Source organism: Marinobacter antarcticus (assembly GCF_900142385.1).
GTDB classification, from domain to species: domain Bacteria; phylum Pseudomonadota; class Gammaproteobacteria; order Pseudomonadales; family Oleiphilaceae; genus Marinobacter; species Marinobacter antarcticus.
In genome coordinates, this window is the sequence record NZ_FRAQ01000005.1 from 133,750 (window position 1) to 151,652 (window position 17,903).

Consider the following 17,903-nt stretch of genomic DNA (forward strand, 5'->3'; position numbering starts at 1 on the left):
ATCCAAGCGAGGTGTTATGGATCATATCCAGATCAAAGGGGCACGGACCCACAACCTGAAGAACATCGACCTGGATATCCCGAGGGACAAGCTGATCGTCATAACCGGCCTGTCCGGCTCAGGCAAATCATCTCTGGCATTTGATACGCTTTATGCCGAGGGTCAGAGGCGCTATGTGGAATCCTTATCCACCTATGCGCGCCAGTTCCTCTCGATGATGGAAAAGCCCGATGTCGATCACATCGAAGGCCTTTCCCCTGCCATCTCTATCGAGCAGAAATCCACATCACACAACCCTCGTTCGACGGTTGGCACCATCACCGAAATCTATGATTACCTGCGGTTATTGTTTGCCCGCGCTGGCGAGCCGCGGTGCCCGGATCACGATCAACCGCTGGAAGCGCAAACCGTCAGCCAGATGGTTGACCAGGTGCTTGCCATGCCGGAAGACAGCAAGTTGATGATCCTTGCGCCGGTTATCCGGGACCGTAAAGGCGAACATCTTCAAGTCGTTGAGACCATGCGCAGCCAGGGATTTATACGTCTGCGAGTGGATGGCTCGGTGTATGACATTGATGATGTGCCAGCACTCGACAAGAAACGCAAACACCAGATTGACGTCGTCGTTGACCGCTTCAAGGTGAAGCCTGGCCTGGAACAACGGCTCGCCGAAAGTTTCGAGACCGCCCTGGGACTTGCCGACGGCATTGCCCTTGTGGCCCCGATGGACAGCGATAAAGACGGCGAACACGAAGAACATACCTTTTCTGCCAAATATGCCTGTACACAGTGCGGCTACGCACTGAGCGAGCTTGAACCAAAACTGTTTTCCTTTAACAACCCGGCAGGGGCCTGCCCTACCTGTGACGGCTTGGGCGTTAAGCAGTTCTTTGATGCAGACAAAATCGTCCAGCACCCCGAAGCAACACTAGCCGCTGGTGCCATCAAGGGCTGGGATCGCAGGGCGGTGTACTATTTCCAGATGCTGGGTAGCGTTGCCGAGCACTATGGCATCGACCTGGAAACGCCCTGGGCGGAGTTCCCGGAGAACTTCCAAACGACACTCCTGTTCGGGTCAGGCAGCGAAGCAATACCATTTCGCTACGTAAATTCTCGTGGTCACATCATGGAAAAGTCCCATTCCTTCGAAGGGATCATTCCAAATCTCGAACGTCGCTATAGGGAAACTGATTCGCCGAGTATGCGCGAAGAACTGTCGCGTAACCTCAGTACCCAGCCCTGCAAGGAATGCAAAGGCTCGCGCCTGCGTCGCAGCGCCCGCCACGTTTTCATTGACAACCGCAACCTGCCGGACCTGACTCACCTGCCCATCGGTGAAGCTTACTCCTACTTCGACACGCTTACGCTGCCCGGCCGCAGAGGCGAGATTGCAGAAAAGATCACAAAGGAAGTTCGGCAGCGACTCCAGTTTCTGGTCAACGTCGGCCTGGAATACCTGACACTTGAACGCAGTGCCGACACGCTCTCTGGCGGCGAAGCGCAGAGAATACGGCTGGCCAGCCAGATCGGTGCGGGCCTGATGGGCGTCATGTACATCCTTGATGAGCCCTCCATCGGTCTTCATCAACGGGACAATGACCGATTGCTGAGCACCCTCACCCATCTGCGCGATCTTGGCAATACCGTCATCGTAGTCGAACATGATGAAGAGGCCATCCTTGCAGCCGATCATGTTATTGATATCGGACCGGGTGCCGGTGTTCATGGCGGCCAGATCATCGCTCAAGGTACACCCGCGCAAATCCAGGAAAACCCCGATTCATTGACGGGACAGTACCTCAGCGGAGCCAAACAGATTGCCATCCCCGAAACCAGAAACAAGGGTTCAGGAGAAACTCTGACGCTGACCGGGGCAACTGGTAATAACTTGCAGCACGTCACTCTCACGCTGCCCTTGGGCATCATGACCTGCGTCACCGGAGTTTCAGGCTCTGGAAAGTCGACCCTGATAAACAGCACTCTCTACCCGGTGGCCGCGGCAAAACTCAACAAAGCCACCAGCCTCAATGCATCACCCTACGAAGGGCTTAAGGGTCTTGACCAGCTGGACAAGGTCATCGACATAGATCAGAGCCCCATCGGGCGCACACCCCGCTCGAACCCGGCCACCTACACCGGCCTGTTCACGCCAATACGAGAGCTGTTTGCCGGCACACAGGAGGCACGAGCAAGGGGCTATAAGCCCGGTCGTTTCTCCTTCAACGTGAAAGGTGGGCGATGTGAAGCATGCCAGGGCGACGGCATGATCAAGGTGGAAATGCACTTCCTGCCGGATGTATACGTCCCCTGCGATGTGTGTAAAGCCAAACGCTACAACCGGGAAACCCTGGAGGTACGCTACAAAGGCAAGAACATCAATGAAGTTTTGAGCATGACCGTTGAGGAAGGCCGAGAGTTTTTTGACGCCGTGCCGTTTCTCGCCAGAAAACTGCAGACACTGGTGGATGTCGGGCTTTCCTACATTCGCCTTGGGCAAAGCGCCGTAACTCTGTCCGGCGGTGAAGCCCAGCGCGTGAAGCTTGCCAAAGAGCTATCCAAGCGGGATACCGGGAAAACCTTGTATATTCTCGATGAGCCCACCACAGGGCTACACTTCTACGATATTCAGCAGCTGCTTAGCGTACTGCAACGCCTCCGGGATCACGGCAACACCATCGTTGTCATCGAGCACAACCTTGATGTCATCAAGACCGCTGACTGGGTTATCGATCTGGGACCGGAAGGTGGCTCAGGGGGCGGTCAGATCATTGCAGAAGGCACGCCAGAACAAGTCGCTGCAAATCCAGCCTCGCACACAGGCCGCTACCTGAAAGCAATGTTGCCGGGCTGACCGGCACAAAAAAACCGGAGGCGTTTCCGGCTCCGGTTTTTTCTGACTAAACGACAATGTTACTTGTCGTCTTCGTCAACTTCTTCTGCTTCGATATCCAACGGACGGCCTACCAGCTCAACAAATGCCATCGGGGCATTGTCACCAGCACGGAAGCCACACTTCAGAATACGAAGGTAACCACCCGGACGCTCGTTGTAACGGGGACCCAGCTCATTAAACAGCTTGGCAACCGCTGCATCGTCGCGCAGGCGGGCAAACGCCAGACGACGATTCGCAACCGAATCTTTCTTGGCGAGCGTGATCAAAGGCTCCGCTACCCGACGAAGCTCTTTGGCTTTCGGCAACGTTGTTTTAATCAGCTCATGACCAACCAGTGACGCAGTCATGTTACGAAACATGGCCTTGCGATGCGCACTGGTCCTGCTGAACTTACGACCACTCTTACGATGACGCATTGCTCTGATTCCTTACCTTAAACTAATCGGCAATCAACCGCCCAAAACCCGGTCGTCGCCACGAAGGCTAGCCGGCGGCCAGTTATCAAGACGCATACCCAGAGACAAACCTCGGGACGCCAAAACGTCCTTGATCTCGGTGAGCGACTTCTTACCAAGGTTAGGCGTCTTCAACAGCTCAACTTCTGTGCGCTGGATAAGATCGCCGATGTAGTAAATATTTTCAGCCTTCAAGCAATTAGCTGAACGCACTGTCAGTTCCAGATCATCAACCGGACGCAGAAGAATCGGATCAATTTCTTCCTCTTCTTCAACACGCTCTGGTTCTTTCTCATGATCAAAATCGACAAATACAGCCAGCTGCTGCTGGAGAATCGTGGCCGCCCGGCGAATTGCTTCTTCCGGGTCGATGGTGCCATTAGTCTCCAGATCAATAACCAGCTTATCCAGATCGGTGCGCTGCTCTACCCGTGCACTTTCCACGGAATAGGCTACACGACGAACCGGGCTGAAGGTTGCATCCAGTTGCAGACGTCCGATGGCGCGGGTTTCATCTTCATCGAGACCACGCTGATCCGCAGGCTCATAGCCTCGGCCACGGGCCACACGAAGACGCATGTTCACTTCACCGTTTTCACTCAGGTGACAGATCACATGATCCGGGTTGGAGATCTCAACATCATGATCCAACTTGATATCACCGGCTGTAACGACGCCCGGGCCTTTCTTGCTGAGCGTAAGCTCAGTATCGTCCCGACCGTTCATCTTTACCGCAACGCCCTTGAGATTCAACAGAATCTCAATCACGTCCTCCTGGACACCCTCAATTGCGCTGTACTCGTGCAAGACACCATCAATCTGCGCTTCAGTCACGGCGCAGCCTGGCATCGAAGACAAGAGAATTCGACGCAACGCACTCCCCAAAGTGTGGCCAAAGCCTCTTTCCAGAGGCTCAAGCGTTACCTTTGCGCGAGTAGCGCCCGATTCTTTCACGTCAATGGTACGAGGTGTCAATAACTCATGTACTGAACGCTGCATAGACGCCCCTATCTACTGTCGTTGCTAACTGGGCTTTACTTGGAGTAAAGCTCGACGATGAGGTTCTCGTTGATGTCGGCTGGCAGCTCAGTGCGCTCAGGCACTGACGTGTAAACGCCGGACATCTTAGTGGCGTCGACCTCTACCCAGCTCACCGGTGCACGGCTTGCAGACAGATCCAGAGCGCCTTTGACACGCAACTGATTTCTGGCTTTTTCGCGAATGCTCACAACATCACCTGCCTTGACTTTGTAGGAAGGAATATTCACTACCTTGTCATTGACCAGGATCGCCTTGTGAGAGACGAGCTGACGGGACTCTGCACGGGTAGAACCGAACCCCATGCGATATACAACGTTATCGAGGCGCGTCTCCAGGAGCTGCAGCAGGTTTTCACCAGTTGCACCCTTCAGACGGGCGGCCTCTTTGTAGTAGTTGCGAAATTGCTTTTCAAGAACGCCATAGATACGGCGAACTTTCTGTTTTTCACGAAGCTGTACGCCATATTCGGACAGACGACTGCGACGCGCGCCGTGCATACCCGGCGGAGTCTCAAGGTTGCACTTGGAATCCAGCGCGCGAACACCGCTCTTAAGAAAAAGATCTGTCCCTTCACGACGAGACAGTTTGCACTTCGGGCCTATATAACGAGCCATAATTCACTGTCTCCTGTGTTAGACGCGGCGCTTTTTGGGCGGACGACAGCCGTTATGGGGAATCGGCGTCACATCTGTGATGTTAGTGATCTTGTAGCCGCACGAATTCAGCGCGCGAACTGCAGACTCACGTCCGGGTCCGGGTCCCTTAACCTCTACGTCCAGGTTTTTAAGGCCGTATTCAGCAGCCGCGTTACCGGCTCTTTCAGCTGCTACCTGCGCAGCAAAAGGTGTACTTTTACGTGACCCACGAAAACCGGAACCACCAGAGGTAGCCCAGGACAGGACGTTGCCCTGACGGTCTGAAATGGTCACGATAGTGTTGTTGAAGGACGCGTGTATGTGCGCGACGCCATCAACAACTGTCTTTTTCACCTTTTTACGGGTACGTGTACCTGGCTTTGCCATGTTTGCCTACCTGTTACTTACGAATAGGTTTGCGTGGACCTTTACGGGTGCGTGCGTTGGTCTTGGTGCGCTGACCACGGACTGGAAGCCCGTGACGATGGCGCAGACCACGGTGACATCCGAGATCCTTCAAACGCTTGATGTTCATCTGTACTTCACGACGCAGATCGCCTTCAACGATTGCTTTACCCACTTCAGTTCGAAGTGTCTCAAGCTGCTCATCGGACAGGTCTTTGACCTTGACGTCCGGCTTTACGCCGGTTGCATCGCAAAGCTTCTGAGCTGTTGTCTTGCCAACACCGAAAATATAGGTCAGCGAGATAACAGCATGTTTGTGATCGGGTATATTGACACCGGCTATACGTGCCATCCAAATTACTCCGCGTTCAAAGCTTTGCTGTGTGAATTTTACGCCACAAAAAAGGGGCGCGAAATAATAACGCTTGACCCGCGATCGAGTCAAGCGTTATCACTAACACCTCTTTCTACACGCCAGGATTATTCCCGAAGGAATCAACCCTGACGCTGCTTGTGACGAGGTTCCGGGCAAATGACTCGTACCGAGCCATTGCGACGAATTACTTTGCAGTTACGGCAAATTTTCTTTACCGAAGCGCGTACTTTCATTGTCGACTCCAGTTTTCAAGGGGAACGGGATTAACCGTTCCGACTATAGCCCTTGAGATTGGACTTCTTCATCAGCGATTCGTACTGATGCGACATCAGGTGCGACTGAACCTGGGCCATGAAATCCATCACGACGACTACAACAATCAGCAGTGAGGTGCCACCCAGATAGAAAGGCACATTCCCGGCCACCATCAGAAACTGAGGGAACAGGGAGACTGCTGCAATGTACATTGCACCGAACAGCGTCAGACGGGTCAGCACGCCATCAATATACTTGGCGGTCTGATCGCCCGGACGTATGCCCGGAATAAACGCTCCAGAGCGTTTGAGGTTATCCGCAACTTCTTTCGGGTTATACATCAGCGCTGTGTAGAAGAAGCAGAAGAATACGACTGCTGCCGCAAACAGAATAATGTACAACGGCTGGCTTGGCGCCAATGCCTGAGAGATGTCGCTGAGCCACTCCATTCCTTCACCCTGACCAAACCACTGCCCCAGCGAAGCCGGGAAAAGCAGAATAGAGGAAGCAAAGATGGGCGGGATGACCCCGGCCATATTCACCTTCAAAGGCAAGTGACTGGACTGCTGGGCAAACACCTGACGTCCTTGCTGGCGTTTGGCGTAGTTGATGGTCAGACGACGCTGACCACGCTCCATGAAAACCACGAAACCAACCACGGCGATCGCAAGCACAGCGATACCCAGGACAAGCAACAAACTCATTTCGCCGTTTCGAGCCTGCTCCAGAGTCTGACCAATTGCGCCCGGAAGCCCGGCTACAATGCCTGCGAAAATCAACAGAGAGATGCCGTTTCCGACACCCCGCTCAGTAATCTGCTCACCCAGCCACATCATGAAGACAGCACCACTAACGAAAGACACAACCGCCACGAAGTGGAAGCTGTAGCTGTCGTTGAAGGTGACGCCCTGCGATGCCAACCCGACAGAAATCCCAAAACCCTGAACCAGGGCCAGAACAACCGTACCGTACCGCGTGTACTGGCTGATCTTTCGACGTCCAGCCTCGCCCTCTTTCTTCAGCTGCTCAAGCTGCGGACTTACCGCAGTCATAAGTTGCATGATAATCGAGGCCGAGATATACGGCATGATACCGAGAGCGAAGATACTCATACGCTCGAGCGCACCACCTGAAAACATGTTGAACATACTCAGGATGGTTCCCTGATTCTGCTCAAACAGTGCTGCCAGCCGGTCGGGGTTTATACCTGGCACCGGAATGTGGGCACCAACCCGGTACACCAACAATGCCACGAAGACAAACCAGAGCCGCGATCGCAGCTCTGCCAGTCCTTTTCCCGCGCCCGCAGGCAATGATGCGTTCTTGGCCATTTAGTCCTCGACTCGCCTTAGTCTTCGACTTTACCACCCGCGGCAGAAATTGCCTCGCGCGCGCCTTTAGTTACCCGAAGTCCCTTCACGGTTACTGCGCGGTCGAGTTCGCCGGACAGAATAACCTTGGCTTCGCGAATTTCGTCACGGATGATGTCGGCCTTCTTAAGGGCCGCAAGATCCACAATATCGCCTTCAACTTTCGCCAGTTCGTTCAGGCGAATTTCAGCAACATAGCGCTGCTGACGCGACGTAAAGCCAAACTTCGGCAGACGACGGGCCAAAGGCTGCTGGCCACCCTCGAAACCAGGAGCAACGCTGCCCCCGGAACGGGCTTTAAGGCCTTTGTGACCACGTCCACCGGTTTTACCGAAACCGCTTCCGATACCACGACCGACGCGCCTTGCGGCGGGACGTGAACCGGGTTCCGGACTAAGTTCGTTCAGACGCATCTTAGCTCTCCTCAACCCGAACCAGGTAATCTACCCGGTTGATCATGCCGCGAATGGAAGGTGTATCTTCCACCTCAACGGTGTGACCGATTTTACGAAGACCCAGGCCCTTTACACACAATTTGTGCTTGGGCTGACAGCCAATTGGGCTGCGGGTCAGAGTTACTTTGATCGTTTTTGCGTTAGCCATGACTTCAACCCAGAATCTCTTCGACGGATTTACCGCGCTTGGCTGCAATATCTTCAGGCGCCTGAGTGGCCTGGAGACCCTTAATGGTGGAACGTACCACGTTCACCGGGTTGGTAGACCCGTAACACTTGGACAGTACGTTCTGAACACCCGCAACCTCTAGCACTGCACGCATCGCACCACCGGCGATGATACCTGTACCTTCTGAAGCCGGCTGCATGTACACCTTGGAGCCACCATGCTGGGCCCGCACTGCGTACTGCAGAGTAGTACCGTCAAGCGGCACTTCTACCATGTTCTTGCGTGCAGCTTCCATTGACTTCTGGATAGCGACAGGCACTTCACGTGCTTTACCGCGACCAAAGCCAACACGCCCTTTTCCGTCACCAACAACACTCAGTGCGGTGAACGCAAAAACGCGACCACCCTTGACTACTTTGGCGACGCGATTCACCTGAACCAGCTTTTCCTGGAGCTCAGGCGCCTTCTGATCATTAACGCTCATCTTCTCCACCTCTTAGAATTGCAAGCCAGCTTCACGGGCTGCGTCGGCCAAAGCCTGCACGCGACCGTGGTAACGGTAACCGGAGCGGTCAAAAGCGACCCGCTCAACACCTGCCGCCTTGGCACGCTCAGCGATTAGCTGACCAACCTTTTTGGCGGCGTCCACGTTACCGGTTGCACCCTGGCGCAATTCCTTATCCAACGTGGAGGCAGTGGCAATCACATTGCTGCCATCTGCTGACGTAACCTGGGCGTACATATGACGCGGGGTGCGGTGAACGCACAAACGTGTCGTACCCAGTTCACGGATCTTCATGCGCACTTTGCGTGCGCGACGCAATCTTTCGTTATTCGCGCTCATAGTCCCGCCTTATTTCTTCTTGGCTTCTTTGCGTCTAACCTGCTCACCCGCATATCGTACACCTTTGCCTTTATAAGGCTCGGGCGGACGGAACGCGCGGATTTCGGCAGCGACGTGGCCAACCTGTTGCTTGTCGATACCGCGAATAACTACTTCCGTATTGGACGGAGTTTCGACGGTAATCCCCTCGGGCAGCTCATACTCTACCGGGTGCGAAAACCCCAGCGTCAGATTAAGCTTCTTACCTTGCGTCTGGGCCCGATAACCTACACCGATAAGCTGGAGCTTACGCTCGAAGCCTGCGGATACTCCGGTCACCATGTTATTGACCAGCGCGCGGGTTGTACCAGCAAGAGCGCGGGACTGTTGGGCACCATCGCGGGCAGCAAAACGCAGAACATTTTCTTCCTGCTTTACCTCAACCGCCTGGTGAATTGAAAACTCAAGCGCTCCCTTGGAGCCCTTTACACTAATTTCCTGTCCGTTTAGCTTAACCTCAACACCGGAAGGCAGCACGACAGGATTATTGGCAACCCTGGACATGTGATTCTCCTAGAATACGGTGCAGATGACTTCGCCACCCACGCCGGCAGCACGTGCGGCACGATCTGTCATTACGCCCTTGGACGTAGAGACAATCGCGACTCCCAGACCACCGGATACTTTCGGTAGCTCCCCAGTGCCTTTGTACTGGCGCAGGCTCGGACGGCTAACCCGCTTGATCGACTCAATAACCGGCTTGCCGCCGAAATACTTCAGAGTGATCGTGAGCTCGGGCTTTATGTCGGCTGTAACGGAAAAATCCGCGACGTAACCTTCGTCCTTAAGGACTTGGGCCACCGAGATCTTCATTTTTGAAGACGGCATCTTAACGTCTGTTTTCGATGCCATCTGGGCGTTGCGAATACGGGTTACCATATCCGCAAGCGTGTCTTGCATACTCATTGGTATGAGGCTCCTGATCTTTTTAGTTGTGCAGCGGCTTGCCGCACCGCTTACCAACAGGCACCTGACCGAAGTCAGGACACCTATCTTACCAGCTTGCCTTGGTCAGGCCCGGAACGTCGCCACGCATGCCGTACTCACGGAGTTTAATCCGTGAAAGTTCGAACTTGCGCAGAACGCCATGGGGACGACCAGTCACCTGGCAACGATTACGAAGACGCGAAGGAGACGCATCGCGAGGAAGCTGCTGGAGCTTCATCTGTGCATCCCAGCGGTCATCATCGCTGGTATTTGGGTTTTTGATAATCGCCTTGAGCTCAGCACGCTTCACCGCATATTTCGCAACGGTCTGTTCGCGCTTGAGCTCACGGTTTTTCATGGAAACCTTAGCCATTACTCTCGTTCCTTTATTTCTTGAACGGAAAACCGAAAGCTTTTAATAGCTCACGACCTTCATCGTCGGTATCGGCATTGGTGGTAATAGTGATATCCAGGCCGCGGATCTTGTCGACTTTGTCGTACTCAATCTCTGGAAAGATAATCTGCTCACGCACACCCATGCTGTAGTTACCGCGCCCATCAAAGGACTTGGGGTTCAGACCGCGAAAGTCACGAATGCGAGGAACCGCAATGTGAACCAGACGATCAAAGAAATCCCACATGCGCTCTCCGCGCAGGGTAACCTTACAACCAATCGGCCAACCTTCGCGGATTTTAAAGCCCGCAACAGATCTACGCGCTTTGGTGACAACAACCTTTTGTCCTGCCAGGCGTTCGAGATCTGCCACAGCATTTTCAATCAGCTTCTTGTCACCAACCGCTTCACCGACACCCATATTAAGGGTAATCTTTTCGATACGCGGCACCTGCATAATGTTCTTGTAGCCGAACTCTTTCTGCAGGGCGGGTACCACTTCCTTGCTGTACTGCTCTTTCATGTTAAGCATCGTAACCACCACCGCTTACTGGTTATCGACAGCTTCTTTCGTAGCTTTGAAGATCCGCGTTTTCGCCCCGTCTTCCTTGGTCTGGAAGCCAACACGATCGGCTTTGCCGGTCTGCGGATTAAAAATAGCTACGTTGGAAGCCTGGATAGGTGCTTCTTTCTCGACGATGCCACCTGGGGAGCCCGCCATGGGGTTAGGCTTGGTGTGCTTCTTCATCATATTGATGCCAGAAACAATCACTTTACCATCGTCCTGAACTTTCAGGACCTTACCACGTTTACCTTTGTCTTTCCCCGTAGTGACGATTACTTCGTCATCTCGTTTGATCTTTTTCATAACCGGCCTCTGGTCCTTTAAAGTACTTCGGGTGCCAGTGAGATAATTTTCATGAACTTCTCATTTCGCAGTTCACGGGTAACCGGTCCGAAGATACGGGTACCAATAGGTGCGTCCTGATTATTCAAAAGTACCGCCGCGTTGCCGTCGAAACGGATCAGCGACCCATCAGGACGACGAACACCCTTGCGAGTGCGCACTACAACAGCCTTAAGGACCTGGCCCTTTTTCACTTTTCCGCGGGGGATGGCTTCCTTGACGGTCACCTTAATGACGTCCCCTACGCTGGCATAACGCCGGTGTGAACCGCCCAGGACCTTAATGCACATCACCTGACGCGCACCGCTGTTATCCGCGACTTCAAGCATTGTCTGAGTCTGAATCATGGTTGTTCTCCGGGCGCTTTACACCTTGGACGCATGTTCGACGACTTCAACCAGGGCCCAACTCTTCGTCTTGGAGACCGGGCGGGTTTCCTGGATGGTCACTTTGTCACCGATATTGCACTGGTTGCTCTCATCGTGAGCGTGGATCTTGGTTGAACGCTTCATGTACTTTCCGTACAGAGGATGTTTTACCTGACGTTCGACCAGCACCACGATGGATTTCTCCATCTTGTTACTCACGACCTTGCCGCTAAGAGTTCTGGCAGTTTGGGTAGCTTCGGTCATGTCACTGTCCTGCCTTTTCGTTCAAAACTGTTTTCACGCGAGCAATATCATGCTTCACCCCGGCGAGGAGGTGAGACTGATTGAGCTGACCAGTTGCCTTGCGCATGCGCAGGTTGAACTGTTCCTTCAGGAGGTCGATCAGCTCCTTATTCAGCTCCGCGGCTGATTTTTCACGCAGCTCTGTTGCTTTCATCACATCACCGTCCTAGTTACGAAGGTGGTCTGTACCGGCAGCTTCGCCGCTGCGAGTGTGAAGGCTTCGCGTGCAACATCTTCAGCAACGCCTTCCATCTCGTAGAGCATACGGCCTGGCTGGATTTCCGCCACCCAATACTCAACAGAACCCTTACCTTTACCCATACGTACTTCAAGCGGTTTACCAGTGATCGGCTTGTCCGGGAAAACCCGGATCCAGATCTTTCCGCCCCGCTTGATCTTACGAGTCATGGTACGACGTGCCGCCTCAATCTGACGCGCAGTTATACGCCCGCGACTCGTCGCTTTCAATCCGTATTCACCGAAGCTCACCTTGTTGGCGCGGTGAGCAAGACCCGTGTTACGGCCTTTCATTACCTTGCGAAATTTGGTGCGTTTTGGTTGCAGCATAAGATTGCCCCTTTACTTAGAACCTTTCTTCCCAGAGGCTTTCTTGTCAGCACGGACTTGTTCCATACCACCAAGAATCTCACCTTTGAAGATCCATACCTTGACGCCGATTACGCCGTAAGTGGTATGCGCTTCGTAGGTTGCGTAATCAATATCTGCACGCAGTGTGTGCAGCGGAACACGACCTTCGCGATACCACTCGGAACGCGCAATCTCAGCACCCCCGAGACGACCACCAACCTGAATCTTGATACCTTTGGCACCCTGACGCATTGCATTTTGAACCGCGCGCTTCATAGCGCGACGGAACATCACACGACGCTCCAGCTGACCGGCAACGTTTTGCGCTACCAGGCGGGCATCCAAATCCGGCTTGCGGACTTCTTCGATGTTGATGTGCACAGGCACGCCCATCATTTCGCCGACTTCGCGACGTAGACGGTCAACATCTTCACCCTTCTTACCGATAACAATACCGGGGCGGGCAGTATGAATCGTGATACGGGCGTTCTGAGCAGGGCGCTCGATCACAATCTTGCTGACAGACGCCTTTACCAGACGCTTGTCGAGGAATTCGCGAACCTTAATGTCATTCAAAAGGTTCTTCGCGTATTCCTTTTTCTCGGCATACCAGACTGAGTTGTGCTCTTTGATCACACCCAGGCGAAAGCCGATCGGATTTACTTTATGACCCATCTGAGCATCTCCTACTTGTCGGCGACCTTGACGGTGATATGACAGGTGCGCTTCAGAATTCTATCAGCGCGCCCCTTGGCTCGAGCTTTGATTCGCTTGAGCGTCGGGCCTTCATCCACCATCACGGTGGAAACCCGCAGATCATCTACGTCCAGACCTTCGTTATGCTCAGCGTTAGCAATTGCGGACTCAAGAGCTTTCTTGATGATCCCAGCTGCCTTCTTCGGGCTGAAAGTCAGAATGTTCAGGGCGTCCTCAACAGCCTTGCCGCGGACTTGGTCGGCGACAAGACGTGCTTTCTGAGCTGAGAGGCGAGCGCCCTTGTACTTGGCTGCTACTTCCATTTCTATTCCCCTCACAATCAGCGTTTAGCTTTCTTGTCGGCCGAATGGCCACGATAAGTACGCGTTGCCGCGAACTCACCCAGCTTATGCCCGACCATATCTTCGGTGACATGAACCGGCACGTGCTGCCTGCCGTTGTGGACTGCAATGGTCAAGCCTACGAACTCTGGAAAGATCGTTGAGCGACGCGACCAGGTTTTGATCGGCCGCTTGTCGTTCACTTCCAGAGCTGCTTCGACCTTCTTCAACAGATGCAGGTCTATAAAAGGACCTTTCTTTAAAGAACGTGGCACAGCATTTACCTCTATGTAGTCGTTTACTTGGCTGAACGACGACGTACTATCATTTTGTCAGTACGTTTGTTCTTACGAGTCTTATGCCCTTTGGTCGGAACACCCCACGGAGAAACCGGGTGACGTCCGCCAGAGGTACGCCCTTCACCACCACCATGCGGGTGGTCAACTGGGTTCATAGCAACACCACGTACTGTTGGACGCTTGCCACGCCAACGTGATGCACCCGCTTTGCCAAGCCGCTTGAGACTGTGTTCACTGTTGGACACTTCACCCAACGTGGCACGACAATCAACAAGCACCTTACGCATTTCACCTGAGCGCAGGCGGATAGTCGCATAAGCGCCTTCCCGAGCAACCAGCTGTACGGATGCGCCCGCAGAGCGAGCCAGCTGTGCACCTTTACCAGGCTTGAGCTCAACGCAATGAATCACAGAACCCACTGGGATATTCCGCAGCGGCAATGTGCTTCCCACCTTAATAGGCGCGTCGATTCCTGAGCGCACAGGCTCGCCAATCTGCATACCTTTGGGAGCGATGATATAACGGCGCTCGCCATCGGCGTACTTGACCAGCGCAATGTGCGCAGTGCGGTTAGGATCGTATTCAATGCGCTCTATAGTCGCTGGAATACCATCTTTGGTCCGCTTGAAGTCTATGACACGGTAGTGTTGTTTATGACCACCACCAATATGACGGGTAGTAATGCGGCCAGCATTGTTACGGCCACCCGTCTTGCTTTGCGATTCGACCAACGGTTCGTAAGGGCGCCCTTTGTGCAAATCCGGGTTGTAAAGCTTTACAACGTGACGGCGTCCGGCAGATGTTGGTTTGGTTTTGACGATCGGCATATTACGACCCCTTTACCTTATTCCACATCCAGAAAATCGATGTCCTGACCTTCAGCCAGCTTTACGTAAGCCTTACGAATGTCATTACGCTTGCCGAACCCGCGGGCTGTGCGTTTAAGCTTGCCCTTACGATTCAGAACCTGAACACCTTCTACGGTGACGTTGAACAGTTGCTCAACAGCCTTTTTGATCTCCGGCTTGGTGGCGTCCGGGGCGACCCGGAAAACAACCTGACCATTCTCGGAAACCAAAGAAGCTTTCTCCGATACGTGCGGCCCCAGAAGGACCTTATAAATACGTTCCTGATTCATCCCAGCATCTCCTCGATCTTCTTCAGAGCCGGAACAGTCACCACGACTTTCTCGAAGGCAACCAAGCTAACCGGATCCAGACCAGCAACATCACGCACATCGACGTGAGGAACGTTGCGAGAGGCCAGATGCAGGTTTTGCTCAACGCTTTCTGTCAGGATCAAAGCGTTTGAAATGCCCATATCTGCCAGCTTCGCAGCAAAGGCCTTGGTCTTGGGCGCATCGATAGCAAAATCGTCCACCAGAACCAAGCGCTCCTGACGAACCAGCTCGGAAAAAATAGAGCACATCGCAGCGCGGTACATCTTACGGTTAACCTTTTGCTCAAAGCTACGCGGCTTCGCAGCGAAGGTTACACCACCGGAGCGCCAGATCGGGCTACGGATAGTACCGGCACGGGCGCGGCCTGTACCTTTCTGACGCCAGGGCTTCTTACCACCACCACTGACTTCTGAACGGGTCTTCTGAGCCTTGGTGCCCTGACGGCCGGCTGCCATGTAAGCAGTAACCACCTGGTGAACCAGTGACTCGTTAAAATCTTTGGCAAATGCGGCATCGGAAACCGAAATTCCCTTGCCACTACCTGTAATAGTCAATTCCATCGAACCGCTCCTCAGGCTTTAAGTGCAGGCTTGATGACAACATCACCGCCAGTTGCGCCAGGTACGGCACCACTAATCAGCAGGAGGTTGCGCTCGGCGTCGACACGGACAACTTTCAGGTTCTGCACAGTCACCCGCGCATTACCCATCTGGCCCGCCATCTTTTTGCCCTTGAATACCTTGCCCGGAGTCTGGTTCTGACCGATAGAACCCGGAGCACGATGCGACAGGGAGTTACCATGCGTTGCATCTTGCATGGAGAAGTTCCAGCGCTTCACGCCACCCTGGAAACCTTTACCCTTGGACTGGCCAACAGCATCAACAAGCTGACCATCTTCAAACACGGTTGCAGAAATTTCGCCACCAGCTGCGAGATCTTCACCCTCGCCATCTGCCAACCGAAACTCCCACATACCCCGACCAGCTTCTACGCCAGCCTTGGCAAAATGACCGGCCGCACCTTTGGTCACACGGGAAGCGCGACGCGCACCCACAGTAACCTGAACGGCACGATAGCCATCAGCTTCAAGAGTTTTAAGTTGGGTAATGCGGTTGGGCTCAACCTCAATTACCGTAACAGGCAGCGCCTGCCCGTCTTCCGTAAAAATACGGGTCATACCAGCCTTCCGGCCGACAACACCAATTGCCATGTCTCACCTCTAAGTGTACGGGGCTCACACCCTCTATGGCCTTATGACAGTTACACAGATCAATACCGGGCGGTATTAACCGAGGCTAATCTGAACGTCTACACCTGCTGCCAGGTCCAGTTTCATCAAAGCATCTACTGTCTTTTCCGTTGGCTCAACAATGTCGAGCAAACGCTTGTGAGTACGAATTTCATACTGGTCGCGCGCGTCTTTATTGACGTGCGGAGAAACCAGAATGGTGTACTTTTCCTTCCGCGTCGGCAGAGGGATAGGTCCACGCACCTGAGCGCCGGTCCGCTTTGCGGTATCGACAATCTCCTGCGTAGACTGGTCGATCAGGCGATAATCAAACGCCTTCAACCGGATTCGAATCTTTTGGCTTTGCATGTTGCACCAAACTCCACTCGTAGCAGCTACTAACTAGTTAGCCGACCTTCAAAAAAAAGGAGCCGCATTGTATGCATAATACCCAACCATGTCAACAAACATAGTTTCTGACCCGATCGGGGAGCGGTTGCGACTGAAACGGAAAAAGGGGCTGATCGAATCAGCCCCTTTTCCAGATGCAACGAGTGACTTACTCGATGATCTTTGCGACCACACCGGCACCAACGGTACGCCCACCTTCGCGAATCGCGAAGCGTAGACCATCTTCCATGGCAATCGGAGCAATCAGCGTTACTACCATCTTCACGTTGTCACCTGGCATAACCATTTCCACGCCTTCCGGCAATTCACAGGAACCGGTTACGTCGGTGGTACGGAAGTAGAACTGCGGGCGATAGCCCTTGAAGAACGGAGTATGACGACCGCCTTCGTCTTTGCTCAATACGTACACTTCGCCTTCAAACTTGGTGTGCGGCTTGATTGAGCCTGGCTTACACAGAACCTGACCACGCTCTACGTCGTCACGCTTGGTACCACGCAGCAGAACACCTACGTTCTCACCAGCACGACCTTCGTCCAGCAGCTTGCGGAACATCTCAACACCGGTGCAAACGGTCTTGACGGTATCTTTGATACCGACAATTTCCACTTCCTCACCAACTTTGACAACACCGCGCTCTACACGACCGGTCACAACCGTACCACGACCCGAGATAGAGAACACGTCCTCAATCGGCATCAGGAACGGCTGATCAATGGCACGCTCAGGCTCTGGGATATAGTCATCCAGAGCTTCTACCAGCTTCTTGACAGCGGTAGTGCCCATCTCGTTATCGTCTTTACCTTCCAGAGCCATCAACGCTGAACCGGTGATGATCGGAGTGTCGTCAGCCGGGAAATCGTACATTTCCAGCAGTTCACGCACTTCCATCTCAACCAATTCCAGCAGCTCTTCATCGTCTACCATGTCCGCTTTGTTCAGGAACACAACGATGTAAGGAACGCCTACCTGGCGGGACAGCAGGATGTGCTCGCGAGTCTGCGGCATAGGACCGTCAGCTGCAGAGACCACCAGAATCGCGCCGTCCATCTGCGCCGCACCCGTGATCATGTTCTTCACATAGTCAGCGTGGCCCGGGCAATCTACGTGTGCGTAGTGACGGTTCGGGGAATCGTACTCAACGTGTGAGGTCGCAATGGTAATACCACGCGCACGCTCTTCCGGTGCGTTATCGATCGAATCGAATGCACTCGCAGAACCCGTACCCCATACTTCGTGACAAACACGAGTCAGAGCAGCGGTCAGAGTCGTCTTACCATGGTCTACGTGACCAATAGTGCCCACGTTCAGGTGCGGCTTTTTACG

Annotated in this window: 30 protein-coding genes; 1 reads left to right on the forward strand and 29 read right to left on the reverse strand. The window is 53.7% G+C overall.

Going from position 1 to position 17,903, the window contains the following annotated elements; translation table 11 throughout:
* Positions 1–16: 16 nt before the first annotated feature.
* On the forward strand, positions 17–2,851 hold the full coding sequence (gene uvrA, locus BUA49_RS16970; RefSeq protein ID WP_072799792.1) for an excinuclease ABC subunit UvrA: 2,835 nt from the start codon (positions 17–19) through the stop codon (positions 2,849–2,851).
* A 59-nt stretch (positions 2,852–2,910) separates the two neighbouring features.
* Here uvrA and rplQ read toward each other — a convergent pair whose 3' ends face one another.
* The 29 genes from rplQ to tuf all read right to left on the reverse strand — a co-directional run.
* Complete coding sequence (rplQ, locus tag BUA49_RS16975; RefSeq protein WP_072799738.1) at positions 2,911–3,309, reverse strand: 50S ribosomal protein L17; 399 nt, start codon at positions 3,307–3,309, stop codon at positions 2,911–2,913.
* A 33-nt stretch (positions 3,310–3,342) separates the two neighbouring features.
* Positions 3,343–4,347, reverse strand: coding sequence for a DNA-directed RNA polymerase subunit alpha (locus BUA49_RS16980; RefSeq protein ID WP_072799740.1), 1,005 nt, complete (start codon positions 4,345–4,347; stop codon positions 3,343–3,345).
* A 35-nt stretch (positions 4,348–4,382) separates the two neighbouring features.
* Positions 4,383–5,003, reverse strand: coding sequence for a 30S ribosomal protein S4 (gene rpsD / locus BUA49_RS16985; RefSeq protein ID WP_072799742.1), 621 nt, complete (start codon positions 5,001–5,003; stop codon positions 4,383–4,385).
* Positions 5,004–5,021: 18 nt separating this feature from the next.
* Complete coding sequence (rpsK, locus tag BUA49_RS16990) at positions 5,022–5,411, reverse strand: 30S ribosomal protein S11 (RefSeq protein ID WP_044387623.1); 390 nt, start codon at positions 5,409–5,411, stop codon at positions 5,022–5,024.
* Between the two features lie 13 nt (positions 5,412–5,424).
* Entirely contained in the window at positions 5,425–5,781 is a 357-nt protein-coding gene (gene rpsM / locus BUA49_RS16995) for a 30S ribosomal protein S13 (RefSeq protein ID WP_072799744.1), read from the reverse strand.
* A gap of 143 nt (positions 5,782–5,924) precedes the next feature.
* Positions 5,925–6,038: a 50S ribosomal protein L36 gene (rpmJ, locus tag BUA49_RS17000; protein WP_072799745.1), complete on the reverse strand. Its 114-nt coding sequence runs from the start codon at positions 6,036–6,038 to the stop codon at positions 5,925–5,927.
* Between the two features lie 30 nt (positions 6,039–6,068).
* Complete coding sequence (gene secY / locus BUA49_RS17005) at positions 6,069–7,391, reverse strand: preprotein translocase subunit SecY (RefSeq protein ID WP_072799747.1); 1,323 nt, start codon at positions 7,389–7,391, stop codon at positions 6,069–6,071.
* Between the two features lie 17 nt (positions 7,392–7,408).
* On the reverse strand, positions 7,409–7,843 hold the full coding sequence (gene rplO, locus BUA49_RS17010; protein ID WP_072799749.1) for a 50S ribosomal protein L15: 435 nt from the start codon (positions 7,841–7,843) through the stop codon (positions 7,409–7,411).
* Between the two features lies 1 nt (position 7,844).
* Positions 7,845–8,033, reverse strand: a complete 189-nt coding sequence (rpmD, locus tag BUA49_RS17015) for a 50S ribosomal protein L30 (RefSeq protein ID WP_072799751.1) — start codon at positions 8,031–8,033, stop codon at positions 7,845–7,847.
* A gap of 4 nt (positions 8,034–8,037) precedes the next feature.
* Entirely contained in the window at positions 8,038–8,538 is a 501-nt protein-coding gene (gene rpsE / locus BUA49_RS17020; protein WP_072799753.1) for a 30S ribosomal protein S5, read from the reverse strand.
* Positions 8,539–8,550: 12 nt separating this feature from the next.
* Positions 8,551–8,898 (reverse strand): 50S ribosomal protein L18, encoded by a 348-nt coding sequence (gene rplR, locus BUA49_RS17025; RefSeq protein ID WP_072799754.1) that lies wholly within the window; start codon positions 8,896–8,898, stop codon positions 8,551–8,553.
* Between the two features lie 9 nt (positions 8,899–8,907).
* Positions 8,908–9,441 (reverse strand): 50S ribosomal protein L6, encoded by a 534-nt coding sequence (gene rplF, locus BUA49_RS17030; protein WP_072799756.1) that lies wholly within the window; start codon positions 9,439–9,441, stop codon positions 8,908–8,910.
* 9 nt (positions 9,442–9,450) lie between these two features.
* Complete coding sequence (gene rpsH, locus BUA49_RS17035; protein WP_072799757.1) at positions 9,451–9,843, reverse strand: 30S ribosomal protein S8; 393 nt, start codon at positions 9,841–9,843, stop codon at positions 9,451–9,453.
* 88 nt (positions 9,844–9,931) lie between these two features.
* Complete coding sequence (gene rpsN / locus BUA49_RS17040) at positions 9,932–10,237, reverse strand: 30S ribosomal protein S14 (protein WP_072799759.1); 306 nt, start codon at positions 10,235–10,237, stop codon at positions 9,932–9,934.
* Between the two features lie 13 nt (positions 10,238–10,250).
* A complete protein-coding gene (gene rplE / locus BUA49_RS17045; RefSeq protein ID WP_072799760.1) occupies positions 10,251–10,790 on the reverse strand; it encodes a 50S ribosomal protein L5 in 540 nt (179 codons plus the stop codon).
* Between the two features lie 15 nt (positions 10,791–10,805).
* A complete protein-coding gene (gene rplX / locus BUA49_RS17050; protein ID WP_072799762.1) occupies positions 10,806–11,126 on the reverse strand; it encodes a 50S ribosomal protein L24 in 321 nt (106 codons plus the stop codon).
* 17 nt (positions 11,127–11,143) lie between these two features.
* Entirely contained in the window at positions 11,144–11,512 is a 369-nt protein-coding gene (rplN, locus tag BUA49_RS17055; protein WP_012139776.1) for a 50S ribosomal protein L14, read from the reverse strand.
* Positions 11,513–11,530: 18 nt separating this feature from the next.
* Positions 11,531–11,797, reverse strand: coding sequence for a 30S ribosomal protein S17 (gene rpsQ / locus BUA49_RS17060; protein ID WP_072799764.1), 267 nt, complete (start codon positions 11,795–11,797; stop codon positions 11,531–11,533).
* Between the two features lies 1 nt (position 11,798).
* The gene (gene rpmC / locus BUA49_RS17065; protein ID WP_072799765.1) at positions 11,799–11,990 is read right to left on the reverse strand and encodes a 50S ribosomal protein L29; all 192 of its coding nucleotides are present in this window, start codon (positions 11,988–11,990) and stop codon (positions 11,799–11,801) included.
* Complete coding sequence (gene rplP, locus BUA49_RS17070; protein ID WP_072799767.1) at positions 11,990–12,403, reverse strand: 50S ribosomal protein L16; 414 nt, start codon at positions 12,401–12,403, stop codon at positions 11,990–11,992. Before rplP ends, rpmC begins: the two co-directional genes overlap by 1 nt.
* 12 nt (positions 12,404–12,415) lie before the next feature.
* Complete coding sequence (gene rpsC / locus BUA49_RS17075; RefSeq protein ID WP_072799768.1) at positions 12,416–13,099, reverse strand: 30S ribosomal protein S3; 684 nt, start codon at positions 13,097–13,099, stop codon at positions 12,416–12,418.
* A gap of 11 nt (positions 13,100–13,110) precedes the next feature.
* Complete coding sequence (gene rplV, locus BUA49_RS17080; protein WP_072799770.1) at positions 13,111–13,443, reverse strand: 50S ribosomal protein L22; 333 nt, start codon at positions 13,441–13,443, stop codon at positions 13,111–13,113.
* 17 nt (positions 13,444–13,460) lie between these two features.
* A complete protein-coding gene (rpsS, locus tag BUA49_RS17085) occupies positions 13,461–13,736 on the reverse strand; it encodes a 30S ribosomal protein S19 (protein WP_072799771.1) in 276 nt (91 codons plus the stop codon).
* Positions 13,737–13,759: 23 nt separating this feature from the next.
* On the reverse strand, positions 13,760–14,587 hold the full coding sequence (gene rplB / locus BUA49_RS17090; protein ID WP_072799773.1) for a 50S ribosomal protein L2: 828 nt from the start codon (positions 14,585–14,587) through the stop codon (positions 13,760–13,762).
* A 17-nt stretch (positions 14,588–14,604) separates the two neighbouring features.
* Complete coding sequence (gene rplW / locus BUA49_RS17095) at positions 14,605–14,898, reverse strand: 50S ribosomal protein L23 (protein ID WP_072799774.1); 294 nt, start codon at positions 14,896–14,898, stop codon at positions 14,605–14,607.
* Positions 14,895–15,500, reverse strand: a complete 606-nt coding sequence (gene rplD, locus BUA49_RS17100; protein ID WP_072799776.1) for a 50S ribosomal protein L4 — start codon at positions 15,498–15,500, stop codon at positions 14,895–14,897. Before rplD ends, rplW begins: the two co-directional genes overlap by 4 nt.
* Positions 15,501–15,511: 11 nt before the next feature.
* Positions 15,512–16,150: a 50S ribosomal protein L3 gene (rplC, locus tag BUA49_RS17105; protein WP_072799778.1), complete on the reverse strand. Its 639-nt coding sequence runs from the start codon at positions 16,148–16,150 to the stop codon at positions 15,512–15,514.
* A gap of 75 nt (positions 16,151–16,225) precedes the next feature.
* Complete coding sequence (gene rpsJ, locus BUA49_RS17110) at positions 16,226–16,537, reverse strand: 30S ribosomal protein S10 (RefSeq protein ID WP_041341420.1); 312 nt, start codon at positions 16,535–16,537, stop codon at positions 16,226–16,228.
* Positions 16,538–16,727: 190 nt separating this feature from the next.
* Positions 16,728–17,903: elongation factor Tu (tuf, locus tag BUA49_RS17115; RefSeq protein WP_228704528.1), on the reverse strand; the 1,176-nt coding region annotated here is incomplete at its 5' end.